This window comes from Brevundimonas albigilva, from assembly GCF_023503965.1.
GTDB classification, from domain to species: Bacteria; Pseudomonadota; Alphaproteobacteria; order Caulobacterales; family Caulobacteraceae; genus Brevundimonas; species Brevundimonas albigilva.
Map to the genome: position 1 here is coordinate 1,560,632 of NZ_CP097298.1, position 20,585 is coordinate 1,581,216.

The following is a 20,585-nucleotide window of genomic DNA, read 5'->3' on the forward strand; positions in this document are numbered from 1 at the left end:
GGAAGTCCATGGACATCGGTGATTTGCTCGCGCCCGAGGGCGTGGTGCTGCGTGGCGGAACCTCGTCCAAGCGCCAGGCGCTGCACGCCGTCGCCGAGGCGGCGGCCCAGGTTCTGGGCATGCAGGAAGGCCGGGTGTTCGACGCCCTGCTGGAGCGCGAGGCCCTGGGTTCGACCGGCCTGGGCGCCGGCGTGGCCGTGCCCCACGCGCGGCTTCAGGGCCTGGAGCGGGTCACGGGCGTGTTCGTGCGTCTGGACGCGCCCGTGGCGTTCGAGGCGGTCGACGATCGGCCCGTGGACCTGATGTTCGCCCTGTTCGCCCCGCCCAAGGACGGCGCCGAGCATCTGCGCGCCCTGGCGGCGGTGTCGCGGGCCCTGCGGTCGGCCGAGCTGCGCGAGCAGCTGCGCCAGGCCCGCACGCCCGATGCGGTGCGCGCCCTGTTCGTGCGCGACGACATTCCCGCCACGGCCGCCTGAGCTGCGCGGCGGCCTCTCGGTTCAGTGAACGGACACCGGCGCCAGCTCGTGCGCCACGGCGGCGGCGAAGGCGGTGTCGCGATCCAGCATGACCGCCAGACGTTCCCCGTCCGCGCTGTGCACGGCGTAAAGCGTCTGGTCGCTGTCCAGATCCAGATCCCGCGCGTCGGCCGCATCGGCCAACAGGTCGGCCGCCTTGACCTGGCGCACATAGACCAGATCCGGCGCGCCCAGATCGGCGAAATCTTCCTTGCTCAACTTCATCGGCGTCATAGGACCGCCTCCTTACTCGATACCAATGCCCGGCGAGCCGAGCGGTTCATCCGTCGCCCTGTCAGCCGGCGGTGATGGGAATGCGCCGGGCCACGCGCTCGGCCTCCGGACGGGTCAGGTCGACGTGCAGCAGACCGTGCTCCAGACGCGCGCCGGCCACCTCCAGCCCGTCGGCCAGGACGAAGCTGCGCACGAAGCCGCGCGCCGCGATGCCCCGGTGCAGAAAGGCCTGTTCGCCCTTGGCGGCGTCGTCGCGCTTGCCGGCGACCGTCAGCTGGCGGCCTTCCAGCGTCACGTTCAGATCCTCGGGAGAGAAGCCGGCCACCGCCAGGGTGATGCGCACCCCGGCGTCGCCGATCTGTTCGACGTTGTAGGGCGGATAGCTCTCGGCCGCCGCCTTGGCCGCCCGGTCGATCAGGGTCCGGGTATGGTCGAAGCCCAGCAGGAAGGGGCTGTCGAACAGGATGGTGCGCGTCGTCATTCTGGTCCTCGTCAAAGCGACCGGCGCCGGTCCTCGTCCCCCGCGATCGGCGAGACGTCCGGCGAAGGGAAGATGGGGGCCGCAGCCCCCGATCAACCGTCGTCAGACCTTTGCGGCCCGCCCCTGGGTCCAGCGGTACAGGCCGAAGGTGAGCGCCGCGAAGCCGACGATGCCCGCCGCCATAGCCGGCCATGCGGTTCCCGCGGGGATCATGGCGAAGGGCGCGTCGTCGCGCGTGGCGACGATGACGCCCGCGGTCAGGACGCCGAACAGGCTCTCGCCCACGATCAGGCCGGACGCCAGCAGCACCCCCATGCGCCGCGCGACGGGGCGTAGGTGGTGGAGGCCGTGGCCCGCTCGTACAGCCAGCCGCACACGGCGCCGATCACCAGCATGGTGGTCACGGCGGCCGGCAGATAGAAGCCGATGCCGACGGCCAGAGGCGGCAGCTTGACCCGTCCCTTGGTGGCCCGTTCCAGCACCGCGTCCAGCACGATGATGACCACGCCGATCACCGCGCCCAGGCCGATCAGGTCCCAGCGCAGGTCGCATCGCCGCCGATGACGCCGCGCGCCAGGGCCGAGATCAGCGTCGCCTGGGGCGCCGCCAGGGTCTGGGCCCCCTCGACGATGGCGGGCGGGCCGCCCTCGAAACCGAAGGCCTGGTTCAGCAGGTTCAGGATGAAGGGGATGACCAGCGCCCCCGCGCCGACGCCGACGATCAGCGCGACCTGCTGACGCCACGGCGTGGCCTCGACCAGCTGGCCGGTCTTCAGGTCCTGCAGGTTGTCGTTGGCGATGACGGCCACGGCGAAGACCACGGCGGTCACGATCAGGGCGAAGGCGATGATCGACGGATCGGCCGGCACCCCCGCGACGGCCATCACCCCCAGCATCAGCACCGAGGCGATGACGATGGCCAGGATGCCGACGCCCGAGACGGGGCTGTTGGACGAACCGATCAGGCCGGCCATGTAGCCGCAGATGGCCGCCACGGCGAAACCGATCAGCACCACATAGACCAAGCCGCCGCCGACCAGCAGGACGGTCGATCCGGCCAGGGCCGGCGCGCTCTGGGCGAACCAGGCCAGCAGGCCGGCGATGCCGATCAGGCAGACCAGGGAAAGTCCGCCCACCAGCTTGATCGGCAGGTCCATCTCGGTCCGCTCCAGCGTCTCGCCGTGCGAGCGGCGGGCGTTGGCGGCCAGGGCCGAGGTCAGGCCCCCGACCAGCGGCCCGGCCAGCTTCAGCAGGGTCCAGATGGCGGCGACGCCGATCACGCCGGCCCCCATGAAGCGCACCTCGCGGCTCCACACCGTCCCGGCCAGCTCCTCGGCGGACACGCCCGCCGGCAGGGTCGAGGCGATCGACGGGACGCCGTGCGCCGTCAGCCAGGCGACCGTGTCCGGGCTGGTCAGGATCGGCACGGCGATCGCCCAGGCCAGCACCAGGCCGAACAGCTGCGCCAGTCCGACGGTCAGGCCGATCAGGTGGCCGGCGCCCAGCAGGGCGAACTGCATGCCGAAGCCCATGCCCGTGGCCCCGCCGCCCAGGGCCGCAGGCAGCTTGAAGAAGCGCGCGGCCTCGCCGGCGAAGACGCGGCCTCCCACCAGCAGCGCATAGCCGGCCGAGGCGACGGCCCCGGCCACCACGACCCACAGGCCCGACTTGTTCTCGCGCACCGCGCTTTCGCTCTGTTCGGCGCCGCGCGAGCCGACCTTCAGCACCTCGGCGGCGGCGACGCCCTCTGGATAGGGCAGGCCGCCGTTGACCACCAGGGCCCGGCGCAGCGGGATGGAGAAGGTCACGCCCAGAACCCCGCCCAAGATGCAGATCAGCACCGACTGCCAGAAGGGGAAGGACAGCCACCAGCCGATCATCACCAGGCCCGGCAGGACGAAGATGATGGAGCTCATGGCCCCGCCGACCGAGGCGACGGTCTGGACGGTCATGTTCTCCCAGATGGTCGAGGTGCGGAACGCCCGCAGGATTGCCATCGAGATCACCGCCGCCGGAATGGCCGAGGCGAAGGTCAGGCCCACCAGCAGGCCCAGATAGGTGTTGGCGGCGGTGAAGATCACCGCCAGCAGGCACCCCAGCACCACGGCGCGGAGGGTGAGTTCGAGCCGCTTGCCGCCTTTCGCGGCCGCGGCGTTTGCATCAGTCATCGGAAAGTCCCCACGGTTCGCAGCGACCGTAAGCGCATAATGTCGCAGGCGCCTAGAGGCTGATCGGCCCAGGCCCGTCGGCGCGCGAGGCCAGCCGGCCCGCCGCGCCGCTGGATCGGACCCGTCGGGCGGGCTAGGACGGGCCATGCCCGAACTTCCCGAGGTCGAAACCGTCAGACGCGGCCTGACGCCGGTGCTGGAGGGCGCGCGGTTGACGCATGTGCGGATCAACCGCCCCGATCTTCGGTTCCCCTTCCCCGAGCGCTTCGTGGAACGGCTGGAGGGCGCCCGGGTCGAGCGGATCGACCGCCGCGCCAAATATCTGCTGGCGCCCCTGTCGACCGGGGAGACGTGGATCACCCACCTGGGCATGACCGGCCGCTTCACCCTGGATGGCCGCCAGTTGGGCGAGTTCGAGGAACCCGCCCCCATCGCCGGCAAGCACGAGCATTTCAGCGCCTGCGCCGAACGCGACGGCCGCACCCGCATCGGCTTCGCCGACGCGCGCCGCTTCGGCTTCATGGGCCTGATCCCCACGGCCGAGGTCGAGACCCATCCGTGGTTCGCGGGCCTGGGGCCGGAGCCGCTGGGCGACGGCTTCTCCGGCGCCCATCTGGCCGAGGCCTTCGCCGGCAAGAAGCAGACCATCAAGGTCTCGCTGCTGGATCAGCGCATCGTCGCCGGGCTGGGCAACATCTATGTCTGCGAGGCTCTGTTTCGGGCGCGCATCTCGCCGCTGGTCGCCGCCGGCGCCGTGTCGCGGCCCCGGCTGGAGCGGCTGGCGACGCAGGTCCGCGCGGTGCTGGACGACGCCATCGCGGCCGGCGGCTCGACCCTGCGCGACTTCGCCAACGCCGAGGGCGGACAGGGCTATTTCCAGCACCGCTTCGACGTGTACGGCCGCGAGGGCCAGCCGTGCCGGGGCGAGGGCTGCACCGGCGTCGTGCGCCGCATCGTCCAGGGCGGGCGCTCGACCTTCTACTGCCCCAGTTGCCAGAGACGGTGAGGCCATGAGCCTGCGCGAACGTCACCTGTGGATCGCCATCATCGTCACCGTGGGCGTGTGGGGCCTCTATGGCTGGCGGCTGGTCTCGCACGTCGCGGCGGGCGACCTGAAGGGCCAGGGCTTCGCCGCCGACATGGGCGGGCTGTTCGTGCTGGGGCTGGCGCTCATCGCGGTCGGGGAAGGCGTCCTGACCCTGGTCGCGCGCCTGGCGCCCTGCGGACGCGAGCGCGAGGGCGCGGCCGAGCGCCGGGCGGCCCTGACCGCCAGCCACGTCTCGCTGATGGCGCTGATCGGGCTTCTGTCGGCGGTGGCGGCGACCCTGTTCGTCCTGGGCCTGATCGGAGATCCCGTCCTGCGGCCCCTGCTGCGCTGGACCACGCCGGCCAACCTGCTGGTTCTGATCGCCAACGCCCTGCTGGCCTGTCTGGTCCTGTCGGAACTGGCGCGCTTCGGCCTGACGCTGGCCTATCTGCGGACGCGACGGTGAACCGGGGTCAACCAATGGCCCCGATCCGACGTTAGGTCGCCGCCATGCTTCGCCTTCTCGCCGCCCTGTGCCTGTTCATCGCCATCGTCGCCCCCGACGGCGCCGACGCCCAGGCCCCGAGCCGCACCCCGCCGTTCCATTCGGATCGGATCATCGTCGAGACGCGCGGACGCGGGCCGGACGTGATCTTCATTCCCGGCCTCGGCTCGACCGGGGCGGCGTGGCGGTCGACGGCGGACCGGCTCGACGACCGCTATCGCGTGCACCTGGTGACGCTGCGCGGCTTCGGCCAGACCGACATCTGCGCCAATGCGGGCGGCGGCCTGTCCGGACCGGCCGCCAACGAGATCCGCCGCTATATCCAGACGCAGGGCCTGCGCCGGCCCGCCCTGATCGGCCACTCGCTGGGCGGGCAGATCGCCCTGAGGGTCGCCGCCGACATGGTCGAGGGCGTGGGGCGGGTGATGGTGGTGGATTCCTCGCCCTTCTTTCCGGCCCTGGTGGATTCCCGCGCCACGCCGGGCCAGGTCGAGCCGCTGGCGCGCCTGGGCTACCAGGCCCTGATGCTGTTCGGGGACAAGGCGCTGGCGGGCCAGGTGTCGGCCCTGGGCGGCGACCTGGGGCTGGCGGGCGACATGGTGTTCAACGGTCTGGGCCTGCAGGGCGGCGACCGGCGGGTGCTGGCCCAGGGCCTTTACGAGGCGCTGACGGTGGACCTGCGCCTGCGCCTGCGCGACATCACCGCCCCGGTCACGGTCGCCTATGGCTGGAGCGCCGACAGCCGCAACCCCCGCAACCGGCTGGAGGGGCTATATCGCCACGGCTTCGCCACCCTGCGCCAGCCCGCCCGGTTCGAGCGGATCGAGGGGGCCGAGCACCAGGTGATGATCGATCGAGCCGGACCGCTTCCTGGCCGCGGTGCGCCGGTTCCTGGGCTAGGCCAGACCTCTCAGCGCCTCCAGCACGCCCTTGCCGTAGCGGTCCAGCTTGGATTGGCCGACGCCCGAGACGGCGGCCAGCGCCGACAGGTCGCCGGGTTCGGCGTGGGCGATCTCCAGCAGGGTCTTGTCCTGGAAGATGACATAGGGCGGCACGTGCTGTTCGGACGCGCGGTCGCGGCGCCAGGCGCGCAGGGCCTCGAAGCGGGCGCGGACGTCGGCGTCCATCGTCTCCAGGGCGGCGTTGCGGCCTTCGCCGGAGCGGTCGCGTCGGCGCGGCGCCGCGTCGGCGCGGAGCGGCGCGCGGCGAACCTCGACCTGGCGTTCGGCCTTGTAGACCGCGCGGACGGCGTCGGGATCGCCCAGGCCGACCAGCGGCTTGCCGTCGTTGGGATCCTCGACCAGCAGGCCCTCGAACAGCAGGTGGTCGACGATCTCGCGCCACGAGTTCAGCGAGATCTCCCGGCCGACGCCCCAGGTGGACAGCTGCTGCTCCCACGGCTGGACGTCCTTGGTGCGGCCGGTCAGATGGTCGATAACCCGCCCCCGGCCGAAGCGTCCGCCCAGCCGCTGGACCGCCGCCAGGGCCTTCTGGGCGGGCACGGTCGCGTCATAGAGCTGGGGCGGATCGGAACAGACGTCGCAGACGCCGCAGGGCGCCGCGTCCTGTTCGCCGAAGTAGCGGCGCACCGCCTGGGGCCGGCAGACCGCCCCGTCCAGCATGGCGAACAGCTGGCGCACCTTGCGCACCTGCACCTGCTTGACCTCCTCGGCCATCGGGCGGCCGTCGAGGCGGCGCAGCGACCAGGCGATGTCGGACGGGCCGTACAGGGTGATCCCCTCGGCCGGTTCGCCGTCGCGCCCGGCGCGGCCGATCTCCTGCCAATAGGCCTCAAGGCTGCCCGGCGGATCGGCGTGGATGACGAAGCGGACGTCGGCCTTGTCGACCCCCATGCCGAAGGCGATGGTGGCGACCATGACCGCCCCGTCCTCGGCCAGGAAGCGCTCCAGCCGGCGGTCGCGCTCCCGGGTGTCCATGCCCGCGTGATAGGCGATGGCGTTGGTCCCGGCGTCGCGCAGGGCCTGGGCCACGCGGTCGCAGCCGTCGCGGCTGCCGCAATAGACCACGCCGGACTTGCCGCGCCGCTCGCGCACCATCTCGATGACGCGGGCGTCGGTCTTGGCGCGGGACGCATTCTCCTTGCGCTCGGCCGACAGCTGCAGGTTCGGGCGGGCGAAGCTGTCGACGAAGACCTGGGCGCCCTCCAGCCGCAGCGAGCGCAGGATGTCGTCGCGGGTGCGGGCGTCGGCGGTGGCGGTGACGGCGATCCGGGGCACGCCGGGGAAGCGCTCGGCCAGAAGGCCCAGATTGCGATAGTCGGGGCGGAAGTCGTGGCCCCACTGGCTGACGCAGTGGGCCTCGTCGATGGCGATCAGGCTGAGCGGCAGCTCGGCCAGCCGGTCCAGCATGGCGCCGGCCGCCAGCCCTTCCGGCGAGACGTAGAGCAGGTCCAGCTCCCCGGCCCGGGCGGCGCGCCAGATGGCCGAGCGGTCATCCAGAGAGACGCCGGAATCGAGCCGCGCGGCGGCCACGCCCTGCTGCTTCAGCGCCTCGACCTGGTCGGTCATCAGGGCGATCAGCGGCGAGACGACCAGGCCCAGGCCGGGACGCAGGATGGCGGGGATCTGGTAGCAGACGCTCTTGCCGCCGCCGGTGGGCAGGACGGCCAGCACGTCGCCGCCGGACAGGATCTGGCCGACCACCTGGCCCTGCAGGCCGCGGAAGTCGCCGTGGCCCCAGACGCGGGACAGCAGGGCGCGGGCCTGGTCGAGGCCGGGCGTCTCTGTCAGGGCAGGTCGGGACTGCGCGGCGAGCATCCTTGAGTTGTGCACGATTTGTTCCGGCAGGCAAGCGATCGGCCGACCCGATCGTCAGCCCGGGCAAGCGCTCAGGCGTCGAGCGCGGGAAGCTGGGCGAACTGGCCGCCGGTGCGGTAGCGCCACAGATAGGAGGGGGCGATGGCCTCCATCCCCGTCGGATGGACCACGCCCAGGTCGGCCAGGGTCGCGGCGCCCGGCGCGACGACGTTGTCGACTTCCAGCATCAGCACCTGGTCGCGGGTCAAGGGCGGGGTCAGGCCGAACAGGCCGACCATCTCCAGCGCGGCGCCCAGCGGGCGGGCGACGACGAAGGGCACGGGGGCCAGCAGGCGGTCGCGCCCGGTCTCGCGCTTCACCAGCTCCAGCACCTCGCGGAAGGTCCAGACCGAGGGTCCGCCCAGTTCGTAGGTCTGGCCCGCAGCCGCGCCCTGGACAACCGCGCGGGCGATCGCCTCGGCCACGTCGCCGACATAGACGGGCTGGAACTTCGTCTCGCCCCCGCCGATCAGCGGCAGGACGGGGCTGAAGGTCGCCATCGAAGCGAAGCGGTTGAGGAAGCCGTCGCCGGCGCCGAAGACCAGCGACGGGCGCAGGATCACCGCGTCCGGATGGACGGCGCGGATTTCCTGTTCCGCCTGGGCCTTGGACCGGGCGTAGGCCGAGGGGCTGTCCAGGTCGGCGCCGATGGCCGAGATCTGGACCACGCGGCGCACGCCGGCGGCGCGGGCCGCCTGGGCGATGGTGCGGGCCGCCTCGACGTGGACGGCCTGGAAGCCGCGGCGCTTGCCGCCGTCGTGAAGGACGCCGACCAGGTTGACCAGGGCGTCCGACCCCCGCAGCGCGCGGGCCACGTCGTCGGGGTTGGTCACGTCGCAGCGCATGAACTGGATCTGGCCGGGGTCGCCCAACGGCTGGACCTCGATGGCCAGGACCGGGTTGCGCACGGCCACGCGGATGCGCCAGCCGCGACGGGCCAGGGCGCGCACGGCCTGCGACCCGATGAAGCCCGATCCTCCGAAAAGGGTCACCACGCCAGGCGCCAGGTCAGCCATGGGAAAAGCTCCAGTCGAAATCAGTGTCGGCGGGATAGACGATAGGGCGCCGCGCCGCAACGCGGGCGTTGGCGGCCAAGCTGGCGATCGGGGCGCTGACGCCCATCTGTGGCCGATGCAACTGTTCACCATCGGTTACGAAGGCGCGACCCAGGCCCAGGTCATCGACCGTCTGAAGGCGGCCGGGGTCGAGGTCCTGGTCGACGTGCGGGCCATCGCCGCCTCTCGCCGGGCCGGCTTTTCCAAGACCCTGCTGGGCGAGAGCCTGAAGGCCCAGGGCGTCGACTATGTCCATCTGCGCGGCCTGGGCACGCCCAAGGCCGGGCGCGACGCGGCGCGCAAGGGCCATGTGGCGGAGATGCGCGCCATCTTCGCCGACCACATGGCCGAGCCGCAGGCCCAGATGGACTACGCCCGGCTGAAGGCCCTGGCGGCCGAGAGGCGCGTCGCCCTGCTGTGCTTCGAGGCCGACCCCGCCGGATGCCACCGCGCGGTCCTGGCCGAGCGGCTGGCGCACGAGGACGGGGCGCGGATCGTCAATCTGTGATTTCGGACCCCTGGGCGGAAAAAGACCGTCTGAATAGTGTGAATCGTGTGAAATCGGCGTCGGTCGGCTCCTCCCCTTTCGTCACCCTGGGGCTCGATCGGATGATCAGGCGCGGGCGTGGTCGGGAAGGATCGCACGGTTTTGGGGCGTGTTAGGCCGAAGGCCCCGCGGGCCGCCTAGAGCGCTGATGTTCCAGCCCTTCAGGCTCGGAAATAGGATGGCGACGCCCCCTTTCGCCGTTCCGGGCGGAGGGCCGTTTCGCCCGGACTGACGGAAGGAAGGGATGAGGGCCGCGCCTCACCCCTCCTCGTCGGGCGTCAGGGCCGGCCGACCAGGTCGTCGACCGAGCCCGAGGTGACCGGGTGGTACAGCGGCCGCGCCTCGGCGTAGATGCGGCGCGCGATGGGGCGGCCCCAGTCGCCCTCGGCCCACAGGGTCTGGAACAGCGGATAGACGAACTTGCGCCGGCCCTGGCTGGTCAGGAACTTCTCGGCCGTGGCGACCGCGGGCTGATAGCGGTGGGCCAGGGCGATCTGCAGCCAGGCGAAGGTCAGTTCGCTGTTGCCCTCGTTCGCCAGGTTCAGGGTCGATTCCAGGTCGGCCAGCTGGGCCGGCGTCAGCCAGTCGGCGTTTGCGCGCAGACCCTCGGGCCGCCAGCCCAGGAAGCGCTGGCGCTGCTGGGTGTTCCAGTCCGCCCAGGGGATGGCCGAAGCCGGACCCTTGTCGCGGAAGAAGGCCAGGGCGGCGGCGTCCACCGGTTCGAAGGCGTGCGAGACCGGGGCGACGGCGTTGGAGGGCAGGCCGGGCTGATAGACCCAGGCGTCCAGCTGAAGTTCGGCCTCCAGCGCGGCGTCGCCCTTGACCAGATTGGCGCGGATGTCGTCCAGGAACATGGCCGTGGTCATCGGCCGATAGGCGTTGCGGTCGAAATAGCCGCGCAGCCAGGCGTCGAACCGCTCGCGGCCCGCGATGCGCTCGATGGTGCGCAGGAAGGCCGAGCCCTTGTCGTAGGCGATGGTGTTCATGCCGTCGTCGGGATCGCGGCCCTTCAGGTCCAGGTGCAGCCGGGTGTCGGCGGCGGGCAGGGTCTTCAGCTCGTCCTGCAGCCCGTCCCAGCTGAGCACCTGTTCCTGGACCGCGCGGTCATGGCCGTAGAGCGACTCCATGATGCGGTTCTCGAAATAGGTGGTGAAGCCCTCGTTCAGCCAGAAGTCGTTCCAGGTGGCGTTGGTGACCAGGTTGCCCGACCAGGAGTGCGCCAGTTCGTGCGCCACCAGCGACACCAGCGAGCGGTCGCCGGCGATGATGGTCGGGGTGGCGAAGGTCAGCTTGGGGTTCTCCATGCCGCCGAACGGGAAGCTGGGCGGTAGGACCAAAGGTCGTAGCGGCCCCAGCGATAGGGGCCGTAGAGCTTCTCGGCGGCGTCCACCATCTGGGCGGTGGGCTCCAGCTCCCAGGCCGCGGCGCGCAGGCGGCTGGCTCGGTCCAGACGCCGGTGCGCGCGTCGAACGGGGCGAAGGCCAGGTCGCCCACGCCGATGGCGATCAGATAGGGCGGGATCGGATTGTCCATGCGGAAGCGCCACGCCTTCATGCCGTTTCCGGCCGGCTCGCCCTGCGGCGTCAGGTGGTCGGCGCTCATGACCACGGTCAGGTCCTCGGGCGCGACGATGCGGGCCGAATAGGTCTGGCGGATGCCGGGGCTGTCCTGGGTCGGCACCCAGGTGCGGGTCAGGATCGCCTGGCCCTGGCTGAACAGATAGGGCTTGTCGCCGCCGGCGGTCTGGGCGGGGGTGAGCCACTGCAGCGCCGCCGCGTCCGGCCGGGTGGAATAGCGGATGGTGATCTTGCGACGCTCGTCGGCGGCGAAGGCCGGGAAATAGACCGTCAGGGGCTGGCCCTTGATGGCGTCGTCGTCGCCGACGACGAAGCGCAGCGGCTGGCCGGCCGCGTCGCGCACGTCCTGGATGTCCAGGTTGCGGATGTCCAGAATCACCTCGTTGGCGCCGGGGACGGCCAGGATGTCCAGGGTGGCCGTGCCCGACAGCGTCTTGGCGTTGAAGTCGGCGGTCAGGTCCAGCGCCACGTCGACGACGCGGGCGATCTCGGGCCGGGCGTAGGTGTGGCTGTCCACGGCCTCCGGGCCGGGCGCGGGGGCGATGGCGGGCGGCGTCATGGCGGCGCCTCCGGTCGGGGTGGAACAGGCGCTGACCCCCAGGGCGGCGGCGAGGGCGAGGGCGGAGACGAGACCGAAGGCTTTGCGCTTCATCGAGGCTTTCCGGGGCTGACCATGACGACGGCCCGGAGAACGCGCGGAAACGGCGAAAAGATCAAGCCTCGGCGGCGACCTTGGCCGACGGCAGGTGGTGGGCGCGGAACAGGCGGCCCTTCTCGGCGAACAGCACCATGGCCAGCGCCAGAAGGCCATAGACCGTCAGGCCGACCATCATCGGCACGGTGGTCCCGTTGAACTGCTGGCCACCGCGAAGCCCGCCAGGGAGCCCAGGATGGTCGACAGGAACCCCTGCGCGGACGAGGCGGTGCCGGCGATATGGCCCATCGGCTCCATCGCCATCGAACCGAAATTGCCCGCCATCAGGCCGAAGCAGAACATGGTCAGGGCCTGCAGCACGCCGAAGGTCCAGATCGACTCCACGCCCGCCAGCGCCACGCCCGCGTGGATGGCCGCGATGACGATGAAGGCGATCAGCGCCGTGTGCGAGATCAGCCGCGAGCCCAGCCGCCCGACCAGCCGGGCGTTCAGCAGCGAGGCCACGGCGATGCCGCCGGCGATGGCGGCGAACACCAGGGGAAAAACGGACGGGGCGTGGAAGACCTGGGAGAAGATCTGCTCGGCCGAGTTGATGAAGCCGAACAGCCCGCCCATCAGGGCGCCCATGGCCAGGGTGTAGCCCAGGGACACGCGGTTGGTCAGGGCCTCGCGGAAGCCGGCGACGATGCGCGGCAGGCGGATGGGCTGGCGATATTCGGGGTGCAGGGTTTCGGGCAGGCGCAGCAGGGCCCACAGCATGACCGACAGGCCGAAGACCATCAGCACGCCGAAGATCCAGCGCCACGGGCCGAACTGCATGATCAGGGCGCCGACGGACGGGGCCAGGATGGGCACGCCCAGGAAGACCAGGAAGCTGAGCGACATGACCCGCGCCATGTCGCGGCCGCTGTAGCGGTCGCGCACGATGGAGACGACCAGCACCCGCGTCGCCGCGCTGCCCAGGCCCTGGCCGATGCGGGCCGCGATCAGGGCGTCGAAGGTCGGCGCCAGGGTCGCCAGCAGGCTGAACAGCACATAGACGCCCACGCCCGCCATCAGGATCGGCTTGCGGCCGAACCGGTCGGCCAGGGGGCCGTAGATCAGCTGGGCGGCGCCGAAGCCCAGCAGATAGGCGGTGACGACCCATTGCACGCCGTTGGCCGACTGGACGGCCAGGTCCTGGCCGATGTGCGGCAGGGCCGGCAGCATGGAATCGATGGCCAGGGCGTTCATCGCCATCAGGGCCGCGACCAGGCAGACGAATTCGACGAAGCCGGGCTTCTGGGCGGGCGTTGACGCGGCGGAAGTGGTCATCCGGGCCAGATGCGCCATGACCGCCCCGGCCGCAACCATGCGCGTGTCATAAATTGCTGCAATGCAGCGAAATCGAGCTTGAACGGGGATCGCCTCGCCAAGGACGCCAAGCTCGGCTAGAGGAAGTCATGACAGACAAGATGACAGCCCAGGCGGCGCTGGACCGCCTCGAAACCCTCTACACCCGATCCGTGACCAACCTGCGCGACGCCGTGCGGGACTTCGTCGAGACCGGCGCCCGGCCCGATCCGGTCCGGCGCGCCGAAGGGGTGTTCGCCTATCCCGAACTTCGCATCCGCTGGGACGGCGACCGGCCCCAGGACCTGGAGCCGCGCGCCTACGCCCGGCTGTCGAAACAGGGCCGCTATTCCACCACCGTCACCCGGCCGGACTGTTCCGCCCCTATCTGACCGAACAGCTGGGCCTGCTGGAGCAGGAATACGGCGCGACGTTCGAGGTCGGGGTGTCGAACCAGGAAATCCCCTTCCCCTATGTGACCGACGGTCTGGACGTGGCGCTGGACCGGTCGATGACCGCGGCCCTGGCGCGCTGGTTCCCGACCACGGACCTGGCCCATATCGGCGACGAGATCGCCGACGGCCTGTTCGACATGGCCGGCGACTTCCCCCTGTCGCACTTCGACGGCCTGCGCACCGACTTCTCGCTGGCCCGGCTGCGCCACTACACCGGCACGCCGGTGGACGACGTCCAGTCCTATGTGCTGTTCACCAACTACAACCGCTATGTCGACGAGTTCGTGCGCTGGGCCATCGAGCAGCTGAAGCGGCCCGACAGCCCGTACGAAACCCTGTCGTGCGCCGGCGGCGTGGTCATCACCAAGGACACGCCCAACCCGGAAGAGGCGATCAGCGACACGGCCTGGAAGAAGCACCAGATGCCGGCCTACCACCTGACCGCGCCGGGGCATAAGGGCGTCACCCTGGTCAACATCGGGGTCGGGCCGTCGAACGCCAAGACCATCACCGACCACCTGGCGGTCACCCGCCCGCACGTCTGGCTGATGATCGGCCACTGCGGGGGCCTGCGCGCCAGCCAGACCATCGGCGACTACGTGCTGGCCCACGCCTATCTGCGCGACGACCATGTGCTGGACGCGGTGCTGCCGCCCGACATCCCGATCCCGTCGATCGCCGAGGTGCAGCGCGCCCTGTACGACGCCACCAAGTCGGTCAGCGGCATGCCCGGCGACGAGGTCAAGCTGCGCCTGCGCACCGGCACGGTCGTCACCACCGACGACCGGAACTGGGAGCTGCGCTATTCCAAGTCGGCGCTGCGCTTCAACCAGAGCCGGGCCGTCGCCATCGACATGGAAAGCGCCACCATCGCCGCCCAGGGGTATCGGTTCCGGGTGCCCTACGGGACGCTGCTGTGCGTCGGACAAGCCGCTGCACGGCGAGATCAAGCTGCCGGGCCAGGCCAACCGCTTCTACGAGGGCTCGATCTCCGAACACCTGCAGATCGGCATCCAGGCGGTGGACCTGATGCGGCGCGAAGGCCCGCGCCTGCATTCGCGCAAGCTGCGCGCCTTCGACGAGCCGCCGTTCCGGTGAAGGCCGCTGACGGTTGCTGCTTGAGCGAGGGATTTCGGCGATGCCCGCCTGTTCAGGGGCGTCTTCAGCTTTCGGGGCGGCGCAGCAGGTAGAGACCGAAGTCGAGATAATCGCGGCCGAAGGCGAACAGGCTCCTGACCTGGTCGCCGCGTGCGGCGATGGCGGGCGTCTCGGGCCGGTCGGGGTTGGCGGCGGTCCAGTCGCGCACGGCCGCGTCCATCGCCGCCAGATAACGCGCCCAGGTCGCGTCATCGGACAGGCCGGCCGAAACGACCTCCAGCCCGGCGTCGCGCGCGGCCGCCTGCCAGCCCGTATGGTCGGCGTAGAGATTGTTGGCCTCGATCACCTGGCGCAAGGGCGCCGGCGGCTCGCCCTTCCACACCAGGTCGCCCCACAGCAGCCAGCCGCCAGGCGTCAGACGACGACTCAGGCCCGCCATCATCGCGGCGGGTTCGCGCACACCCGCTCCGACCGGCTCGATCACGCCTATGGCGACGATCAGCTGATAGGGCGACTGGTCCGCCAGAAAGGCGCCGGACCAGGCGTGGTGGAGCGTCACGTGATCGCCGACCCCAGCCTGGTCAATCCGCTCGCGCGCCAATTCGATCATGGCGCCGTCGGCGTCCACTGCGTCGAAGTCGAGGGCGAAGCGCCGAGCCAGCTGGATGGCCACGCCGGCGTGGGCGCAGCCGAGGTCCAGCGCGCGGGCGCCAGGCGCCAGGCCCGTGCGCGACACGGCCGCCTCCACATCCGCCATCCCCAGGGCGTTGCAGACCGGAAGCGTCGCATAGGCGACACGCTGGAAATTCACGGACATGGGACACCGGGCGCTGTGTGGACGACGCGAGACAATACGGTCGCGGCAGGCTTGTCGATCCCGTTTGGTTCAAAGGGCAACAGAGCACTTTACAACATAAAGTTCTTGATGCATGGTATCCCGACTTTCAACGGGAGGACGCCATGACGCGCGACACGCAGACCATTCAAGACGACATCGCCTATATGCGGGCCCTGGCCCACGAGGGGCGGCACGCGCCCCTGCTGGCCGGGCCGGTGCTGGTCGCCGCCGCCGTGATCTTCGGCGCCGCCAATCTGGGCCAATGGGCCCTTCAGTCTGGCGTCGTGAGCGTCAGTCCCTGGGCGCAGTTGTGGCTGTGGATCGGCGCGGGCGTCGTCTTCGCAGGCGTGTTGACGGTTCTGATCGGACGGATGAAGGGCAGGCCGGGCTACAACTCCTCGGGCAACACTGCGGTCGGCGCGGCCTGGAGCGGGGTCGGCTATGGCATCTTCGTCACCTGGCTGGGCCTGGTCGCCCTGGCGGTGAAATCGGGCGACTGGCGGTGGATGATGGCGATGCCGACGATCGTTCTGGTCGCCTACGGCTCGGCCTGGATGGTCGGCGCGGCCATGACGCGGACCCGCTGGATGACGATGACGGCCCTGCTGTCCTACGCCGGAGCGGTGGCCGTGGCCTGGTTCGCGGATACGCCGGCGATCTATCTGGCCTTCACCGTCGTGCTGGCGGCCGTCGCCCTGATCCCCGGGCTGATCCTGATGCGGCAGGAACCGTCGGAGGTCGTCTGATGGCGGACGATTTCGACATCGGCCGCATCGACGAGGTGATCCACGGCCGCATCCGCCTGGGGATCATGGCCTATCTGTCGGGCGCCGAGGCGGCGGATTTCGCCACCCTAAAGGCGCGGCTTCAGACCACCGACGGCAATCTGTCGGTCCATCTGCGCAAGCTGGAAGAGGCGGGGTTCGTCGCCGTCGAAAAGACCTTCAGCGGCCGCAAGCCCCTGACCACGGCGCGGCTGACCGACGACGGCCGCACCGCCTTCGTGGCCTATCTGGACGCGATGGCGGGGCTGCTGCCCGCGCGCTAGAAGGGGGCATGAGCCCGCGCATCCTGCGTTTCGACGCCATCGACAACTTCCGCGACTTCGGCGACTACGCCACGGCGGCCGGGCGACGCCTTCGTCCCGGCCGCCTGTTGCGTTCGGCCCATCACGGGCGGGCCAGCGAGGCGGACCTGGAGCGGCTGAAGGCGCTGGGGATCGGGGCGGTGGTCGACCTGCGCCGGCCCGGCGAACGCCGCGACCAACCCTCGCGCCGGCACGCGGGGTTCGCCGCCGCGGTGATCGAGGGGGGCCTGGACGACGGGGCCGAGGCCCCGCACATCGCCTTCCTGAAGAGCGCGGACCTGACCGCCGACAGCGGGCGACGGTTCATGGACCAGACCTATCGCCGCCTGCCGTTCGACCCGGCCTATCTGGACGTCTTCGCCCGCTATTTCCGCGCCCTGGCCGAGACGGACGGGGCGGTGCTGATCCACTGCGCGGCGGGCAAGGACCGCACCGGCTTCCTGGCCGCCCTGACTCATCGGCTGCTGGGCGTCGGCCGCGACGACATGGTGGAGGACTATCTGCTGACCAATACGGCGGTGGACCTGGCGGGCCGGGCGCCGGCTATCGCGCGGCAGTTGGAAAGGATGACCGGGCGGGTCGCCTCCGACGCGGCGGTGGTCGCCTTCCTGGGGGTGGAGGCGGCCTATCTGGAAGCCGCCTTCGCCGAGATCGAGGCGCGGCACGGCACGGTCGACGCCTATCTGGAACAGGCCGTGGGCGTGGACGCCCCCTACGCGCGCGGATCGAGGCGCGGCTGTCGGCGTGAGCGCGACGGGCGAGACGGTCGTCGTCCTGGATCGTCCGTGGACGGATCCTGTGCGGGTCGCCGCGGGCCTGGGCGGGGGCGACGGCGCCCTGGTCCTGCTGTCGGACGGCGGGCCGGGCGGGCGCTGGTCGCACGTGGCGACCGGGCCGGACCGGGTTCATGCGGGGGCCGTCGAGGCGACCGCCGCCTTCGCCGCCCTGCGCGATCCGGCGTTCGGACCCGGCACGGTCGGGCTGGCCGCCTATGACGCCGGGGCGCGGCCGGCGACGGGACCCCGGGCGCCGATCTGGCCCGACCTGATGCTGGCCCGCTATCCGGCGATGCTGAGCTTCGACCACCAGACGCGGACGGTCCGCGCCATCGGGCGCGGGCGCACGACCGCCCAGGCCGAGGCCGCCGCGCGCCGGGCCGCCGGCTGGCTGGCGCGCGCGGCGACGCCCGCCGCCCCCGCCGCCCCGGCCGAGACCTTCGCGGCCGAGGCCGGCGACGACGCCTATCGCGCCGCCGTCGCGGACGTGGTGGCGCGCATCGCGGCGGGCGAACTGTTCCAGGCCAATGTGGCGCGCGCCTGGGGCGGGCGGCTGAGGCCGGGCGCCGATCCGTTCGACGCCTTCCTGCGCCTGCAGCAGGGCCGGGCCTCGCCGTTCGGCGCCTATTGGCGGATCGGCGCGCGGGCGCTGGTGTCCAACTCGCCCGAACTGTTCCTGGCCTTTCAGGCCGCGACGGGCCGGATCGAGGCCCGGCCGATCAAGGGCACCCGCCCCCGCGCCGCCGACCCGGCCGAGGACGCCGCCCGCGCCGCCGACCTTCTGGCCAGCGCCAAGGACCGGGCCGAGAACCTGATGATCGTCGACCTGATGAGGAATGACCTGGCGCGCGTCTCGCAACCCGGTTCGGTCCGGGTCGAGGCCCTGTTCGCGATCGAGCGCCATCCGACCGTGCATCACCTGGTGTCGACGGTCACGGCGCGGGCGGCGGCGGGGGTCGGACCGGCGGATCTGCTGGAGGCGACCTTTCCGCCCGGCTCGATCACGGGCGCGCCCAAACACCAGGCGATGAAGGTGATCGCCGCCCACGAGCCGCCGCGCGGACCCTGGTGCGGATCGCTGTTCCTGATCGAGGAGGACGGCGGTCTGACGGCCTCGGTCCTGATCCGCACGGCCGCGTTCGAGATGGACGGGGACGGCGGCTGGCGCTTCCGCACCCTGGCCGGCGCCGGGATCGTGGCCGACAGCGATCCCGCCGCCGAACTGGCCGAGACCGACGCCAAGATCGCCGCGATCCGGCAGGCGCTAGCCGGCTAGAGCTCATGCTTGGAGCCTGATCCACCGCATTGAGGGATCGCGAACCGATTCCCTCTCAACGGATCAGGCTCTAGCAGTTGCTGCACTCGACCTGGTCGGTGTTGCGCGGGCGCAGGTACGAGACGTGCTTGAACGTCACCGGCTGGGGCAGGACGAAATCGACCGGCGAGGTGTATTCGAACGCCGATTCCGCGACGACCAGCCCCTCCCCGTTCGGGATCAGATCGAGCGACGGCACCTCATAGACGCTGTTCTTGGCCAGGGGCGTCAGGTCGCCGGTGGCGCGGCTCCAGACGACCTTCACCGTATTGCCGGTGCGGCTCAGGCTGGTGACGCGCTGGCTGAGGTCGGCGTCCGAGAAGGGACGCATGATCTTGTCGCCGATGCCGAAGATGTTGGTGATCTGGCTGGTGTTCAGGGTCGCGTTCTGGGCCGTCAGATCGGCCACCATGGAGGCGACGTGGGTGGTGCGCTTCTGGGCCATGTAGCCCTGGGCGAACTCCACGAGGCCGAAATAGATCATGATGATGGTCGGGGCCAGGATGGCGAACTCCACGGCCGAGACGCCGCGGGTGTCGTGCCGCAGCCGGCGAAGGAAGGTCCGGATCATCGGCCTCATCCCGCCAGCGGGGCCGGCGTGCCCCAGGGTTCGTTGCGGAAGGCGGTGGTGGCGGTCAGCACCGTCTCGCGGCCCGAGCCCGAGGTGCCCTTGGAGAGGAAGGGCGTCAGGACCGGCTGGCGGTACCAGACGGTGACCAGCATCAGTTCGCCCGGTTCGCCGCCGTTATAGGGGTCGTCCGGTCCGGTCGGCTGCTCGACCGGCGGGATCGGATTGGCGAAGTTGTCGACCACCCGCACGTCGACGCGCGCGCGATTGAGGCAGTCGGGGCGGAAGACGTTCATCCGCTGGCACAGGGCCTGTTTGAACTTCACCCCGTCGAAGCCCTGGGATTCGGCCTGGCCGGTGCGGACCAGGCGGCCCGTCTGGATGGTGGCGTTCTCCAGCACCGAATCCAGGGTGATGACCGTCGCCAGCTCGAAGATGGCGAACAGCATCATGAAGAACGGCAGGGCGATCATCGCGAATTCGACCGCCGCCGAGCCGTCGCGCGACCGGCGGCGGCGCTGGAGACGGCGCAGATTGGCGACGGACAGGCGCATCCGGTCAGGGCGTCGCGGTCGCGGCGGGCGCCGAGGGCGCACCGACCGCCCCGGTGTCGCCGACGGCGCGGACGCTGGGGGCGCAGGAGGCGGCGCAGGCCATCTCGGTCGCCTGGCCGCCGCGCCAGACGCGCACCGAGCCGGTCGAACCGCCGGTGACGACGACCTCGCGCTGGAACAGGGTGCGGCCGATGGCGTCCACGGCGATCACCTCGGTCACGCCGTAACCCTTGCCGGTGATGAACAGGGTGTTGGCGTCCACCACCGACACGTCGGCGATCTGCGGATTGCCGACGATGACCGAGGCGGCCGCGCCCGGCAGCTGGACCCGCGAGGCGCGGTCGATCTCGATGCTCAGGGTGTTGGTCTGGGCCAGGGCGACGCCGGGGGCGACGGCCGGGACGGCGATCAGCGCGAGCGCGCTCAACAGGACGGGAAGGCGGGACATGGCGACCCTGATGAATAAGGCGCGCACGCGCGGGACGTCCGCGAGGATGCGCCGCAATCCTCAACAAAGGATTTCGGGCCGTCATGCATATTTTTCGTGGTGAATCAGGGGGTAACCAAACGCCGTGACCTCACTTTAACGGCTGTCGGGCATTTTGATCCTGCGTTTTGGGGGTCAAGCGGGCTGCCGGCTCCCCCGCCAGTTGCTCGCAGATCAAATCAAAAAGGGATTACCATGACCAAGTTCGTTTCGCGTTTCGTCAAGGACGAGTCCGGCGCCACCGCCATCGAATACGGCCTGATCGCCGCCCTGATGGCCGTCGCCATCATCACCTGCCTGACCGCCTTCGGTCCGCAGATGAAGGAAGCCTTCGAAGGCATCGGCGACTCGATGGGCAACGCCTCGGGTAACGACATCACCGGCGGCTGATCCTGACGATCGACGTCAAGTCGGAGGAGGCCGGGGCGTTTCGTCCCGGCCTTCTTCAATTCACGGGACCGGCCCTTCGGCCGATCGACCCGCACGGGCTTCGCGC

At 70.8% G+C, this 20,585-nt stretch carries 19 protein-coding genes and 4 pseudogenes; 11 read left to right on the forward strand and 12 right to left on the reverse strand.

The features are described 5' to 3' along the window. Positions 1-8 precede the first annotated feature (8 nt). A complete protein-coding gene (gene ptsN, locus MU852_RS08270) occupies positions 9-476 on the forward strand; it encodes a PTS IIA-like nitrogen regulatory protein PtsN (protein ID WP_249751782.1) in 468 nt (155 codons plus the stop codon). 21 nt (positions 477-497) lie between these two features. Here the strand turns inward: ptsN and MU852_RS08275 are convergent, their stop codons facing one another. The 3 genes and pseudogenes from MU852_RS08275 to MU852_RS08290 all read right to left on the reverse strand — a co-directional run bounded on the left by MU852_RS08275 (position 498) and on the right by MU852_RS08290 (position 3,397). Further along, the gene (locus tag MU852_RS08275; RefSeq protein ID WP_249751783.1) at positions 498-749 is read right to left on the reverse strand and encodes a DUF1150 family protein; all 252 of its coding nucleotides are present in this window, start codon (positions 747-749) and stop codon (positions 498-500) included. 61 nt (positions 750-810) lie between these two features. After that, entirely contained in the window at positions 811-1,230 is a 420-nt protein-coding gene (locus MU852_RS08280) for an Hsp20 family protein (RefSeq protein ID WP_249751784.1), read from the reverse strand. A gap of 102 nt (positions 1,231-1,332) precedes the next feature. Next, positions 1,333-3,397: pseudogene (locus tag MU852_RS08290) on the reverse strand (OPT family oligopeptide transporter). 145 nt (positions 3,398-3,542) lie between these two features. Here MU852_RS08290 and mutM point away from each other — a divergent pair. The 3 genes and pseudogenes from mutM to MU852_RS08305 all read left to right on the forward strand — a co-directional run. Further along, positions 3,543-4,403, forward strand: a complete 861-nt coding sequence (mutM, locus tag MU852_RS08295; protein WP_249751786.1) for a bifunctional DNA-formamidopyrimidine glycosylase/DNA-(apurinic or apyrimidinic site) lyase — start codon at positions 3,543-3,545, stop codon at positions 4,401-4,403. 4 nt (positions 4,404-4,407) lie between these two features. Next, on the forward strand, positions 4,408-4,890 hold the full coding sequence (locus MU852_RS08300) for a hypothetical protein (RefSeq protein WP_249751787.1): 483 nt from the start codon (positions 4,408-4,410) through the stop codon (positions 4,888-4,890). 44 nt (positions 4,891-4,934) lie between these two features. Next, positions 4,935-5,723 (forward strand): annotated as a pseudogene (locus tag MU852_RS08305) (alpha/beta fold hydrolase); the annotation flags it as partial. A gap of 102 nt (positions 5,724-5,825) precedes the next feature. On the opposite strand, the gene recQ reads toward MU852_RS08305, so the two are convergent. Both recQ and MU852_RS08315 read right to left on the reverse strand, forming a co-directional pair. Beyond that, entirely contained in the window at positions 5,826-7,706 is a 1,881-nt protein-coding gene (gene recQ, locus MU852_RS08310; protein WP_249751788.1) for a DNA helicase RecQ, read from the reverse strand. Positions 7,707-7,777: 71 nt separating this feature from the next. Continuing rightward, on the reverse strand, positions 7,778-8,761 hold the full coding sequence (locus tag MU852_RS08315) for a complex I NDUFA9 subunit family protein (RefSeq protein WP_249751789.1): 984 nt from the start codon (positions 8,759-8,761) through the stop codon (positions 7,778-7,780). Between the two features lie 115 nt (positions 8,762-8,876). On the opposite strand from MU852_RS08315, the gene MU852_RS08320 reads away from it, so the two are divergent. Continuing rightward, a complete protein-coding gene (locus MU852_RS08320) occupies positions 8,877-9,308 on the forward strand; it encodes a DUF488 domain-containing protein (protein ID WP_249751790.1) in 432 nt (143 codons plus the stop codon). Between the two features lie 317 nt (positions 9,309-9,625). Here the strand turns inward: MU852_RS08320 and MU852_RS18215 are convergent. From MU852_RS18215 to MU852_RS08330, 3 genes and pseudogenes are all read right to left on the reverse strand, one after another. Beyond that, positions 9,626-11,576 (reverse strand): annotated as a pseudogene (locus tag MU852_RS18215) (M1 family metallopeptidase). A gap of 61 nt (positions 11,577-11,637) precedes the next feature. Beyond that, positions 11,638-11,763: a hypothetical protein gene (locus MU852_RS17840; protein ID WP_347342361.1), complete on the reverse strand. Its 126-nt coding sequence runs from the start codon at positions 11,761-11,763 to the stop codon at positions 11,638-11,640. Continuing rightward, the gene (locus MU852_RS08330; RefSeq protein ID WP_347342362.1) at positions 11,754-12,893 is read right to left on the reverse strand and encodes a multidrug effflux MFS transporter; all 1,140 of its coding nucleotides are present in this window, start codon (positions 12,891-12,893) and stop codon (positions 11,754-11,756) included. Before MU852_RS08330 ends, MU852_RS17840 begins: the two co-directional genes overlap by 10 nt. A 128-nt stretch (positions 12,894-13,021) precedes the next feature. Here MU852_RS08330 and MU852_RS08335 point away from each other — a divergent pair. Next, positions 13,022-14,464, forward strand: a pseudogene (locus tag MU852_RS08335) (AMP nucleosidase). Between the two features lie 64 nt (positions 14,465-14,528). Here the strand turns inward: MU852_RS08335 and MU852_RS08340 are convergent. After that, complete coding sequence (locus MU852_RS08340; protein WP_249751791.1) at positions 14,529-15,281, reverse strand: SAM-dependent methyltransferase; 753 nt, start codon at positions 15,279-15,281, stop codon at positions 14,529-14,531. 143 nt (positions 15,282-15,424) lie between these two features. Between MU852_RS08340 and MU852_RS08345 the strand changes: the two genes are divergently transcribed. The 4 genes from MU852_RS08345 to MU852_RS08360 are packed head-to-tail and all read left to right on the forward strand — an operon-like array spanning position 15,425 to position 18,441. Continuing rightward, positions 15,425-16,048 (forward strand): hypothetical protein, encoded by a 624-nt coding sequence (locus MU852_RS08345; RefSeq protein ID WP_249751792.1) that lies wholly within the window; start codon positions 15,425-15,427, stop codon positions 16,046-16,048. Then, on the forward strand, positions 16,048-16,350 hold the full coding sequence (locus MU852_RS08350) for a winged helix-turn-helix domain-containing protein (protein ID WP_249751793.1): 303 nt from the start codon (positions 16,048-16,050) through the stop codon (positions 16,348-16,350). The genes MU852_RS08345 and MU852_RS08350 overlap by 1 nt, the downstream gene beginning before the upstream one ends. Before the next feature lie 8 nt (positions 16,351-16,358). Continuing rightward, on the forward strand, positions 16,359-17,384 hold the full coding sequence (locus MU852_RS08355; RefSeq protein ID WP_347342363.1) for a tyrosine-protein phosphatase: 1,026 nt from the start codon (positions 16,359-16,361) through the stop codon (positions 17,382-17,384). After that, complete coding sequence (locus MU852_RS08360) at positions 17,371-18,441, forward strand: anthranilate synthase component I family protein (RefSeq protein WP_430641218.1); 1,071 nt, start codon at positions 17,371-17,373, stop codon at positions 18,439-18,441. Before MU852_RS08355 ends, MU852_RS08360 begins: the two co-directional genes overlap by 14 nt. Positions 18,442-18,511: 70 nt before the next feature. On the opposite strand, the gene MU852_RS08365 is transcribed toward MU852_RS08360, so the two are convergent. From MU852_RS08365 to MU852_RS08375, 3 genes are read right to left on the reverse strand one after another with little or no spacing between them, the layout of a single operon-like run. Next, entirely contained in the window at positions 18,512-19,051 is a 540-nt protein-coding gene (locus MU852_RS08365) for a TadE/TadG family type IV pilus assembly protein (protein WP_249751794.1), read from the reverse strand. 5 nt (positions 19,052-19,056) lie between these two features. Beyond that, the gene (locus MU852_RS08370; protein WP_249751795.1) at positions 19,057-19,602 is read right to left on the reverse strand and encodes a TadE/TadG family type IV pilus assembly protein; all 546 of its coding nucleotides are present in this window, start codon (positions 19,600-19,602) and stop codon (positions 19,057-19,059) included. 4 nt (positions 19,603-19,606) lie between these two features. Continuing rightward, positions 19,607-20,050, reverse strand: coding sequence for a pilus assembly protein N-terminal domain-containing protein (locus MU852_RS08375; protein ID WP_249751796.1), 444 nt, complete (start codon positions 20,048-20,050; stop codon positions 19,607-19,609). 234 nt (positions 20,051-20,284) lie between these two features. On the opposite strand from MU852_RS08375, the gene MU852_RS08380 reads away from it, so the two are divergent. Further along, the gene (locus MU852_RS08380) at positions 20,285-20,479 is read left to right on the forward strand and encodes a Flp family type IVb pilin (RefSeq protein WP_249751797.1); all 195 of its coding nucleotides are present in this window, start codon (positions 20,285-20,287) and stop codon (positions 20,477-20,479) included. Positions 20,480-20,585 lie beyond the last annotated feature (106 nt).

Excerpts from the sequence above, each read along its gene's own strand:
- ptsN (WP_249751782.1), top strand. The coding sequence starts at position 9 with ATGGACATCGGTGATTTGCTCGCGCCCGAGGGCGTGGTGCTGCGTGGC.
- MU852_RS08275 (WP_249751783.1), bottom strand. The coding sequence starts at position 749 with ATGACGCCGATGAAGTTGAGCAAGGAAGATTTCGCCGATCTGGGCGCG.
- MU852_RS08280 (WP_249751784.1), bottom strand. The coding sequence starts at position 1,230 with ATGACGACGCGCACCATCCTGTTCGACAGCCCCTTCCTGCTGGGCTTC.
- mutM (WP_249751786.1), top strand. The coding sequence starts at position 3,543 with ATGCCCGAACTTCCCGAGGTCGAAACCGTCAGACGCGGCCTGACGCCG.
- MU852_RS08300 (WP_249751787.1), top strand. The coding sequence starts at position 4,408 with ATGAGCCTGCGCGAACGTCACCTGTGGATCGCCATCATCGTCACCGTG.
- recQ (WP_249751788.1), bottom strand. The coding sequence starts at position 7,706 with ATGCTCGCCGCGCAGTCCCGACCTGCCCTGACAGAGACGCCCGGCCTC.
- MU852_RS08315 (WP_249751789.1), bottom strand. The coding sequence starts at position 8,761 with ATGGCTGACCTGGCGCCTGGCGTGGTGACCCTTTTCGGAGGATCGGGC.
- MU852_RS08320 (WP_249751790.1), top strand. The coding sequence starts at position 8,877 with ATGCAACTGTTCACCATCGGTTACGAAGGCGCGACCCAGGCCCAGGTC.
- MU852_RS08330 (WP_347342362.1), bottom strand. The coding sequence starts at position 12,893 with ATGACCACTTCCGCCGCGTCAACGCCCGCCCAGAAGCCCGGCTTCGTC.
- MU852_RS08340 (WP_249751791.1), bottom strand. The coding sequence starts at position 15,281 with ATGTCCGTGAATTTCCAGCGTGTCGCCTATGCGACGCTTCCGGTCTGC.
- MU852_RS08345 (WP_249751792.1), top strand. The coding sequence starts at position 15,425 with ATGACGCGCGACACGCAGACCATTCAAGACGACATCGCCTATATGCGG.
- MU852_RS08350 (WP_249751793.1), top strand. The coding sequence starts at position 16,048 with ATGGCGGACGATTTCGACATCGGCCGCATCGACGAGGTGATCCACGGC.
- MU852_RS08355 (WP_347342363.1), top strand. The coding sequence starts at position 16,359 with ATGAGCCCGCGCATCCTGCGTTTCGACGCCATCGACAACTTCCGCGAC.
- MU852_RS08365 (WP_249751794.1), bottom strand. The coding sequence starts at position 19,051 with ATGATCCGGACCTTCCTTCGCCGGCTGCGGCACGACACCCGCGGCGTC.
- MU852_RS08370 (WP_249751795.1), bottom strand. The coding sequence starts at position 19,602 with ATGCGCCTGTCCGTCGCCAATCTGCGCCGTCTCCAGCGCCGCCGCCGG.
- MU852_RS08375 (WP_249751796.1), bottom strand. The coding sequence starts at position 20,050 with ATGTCCCGCCTTCCCGTCCTGTTGAGCGCGCTCGCGCTGATCGCCGTC.
- MU852_RS08380 (WP_249751797.1), top strand. The coding sequence starts at position 20,285 with ATGACCAAGTTCGTTTCGCGTTTCGTCAAGGACGAGTCCGGCGCCACC.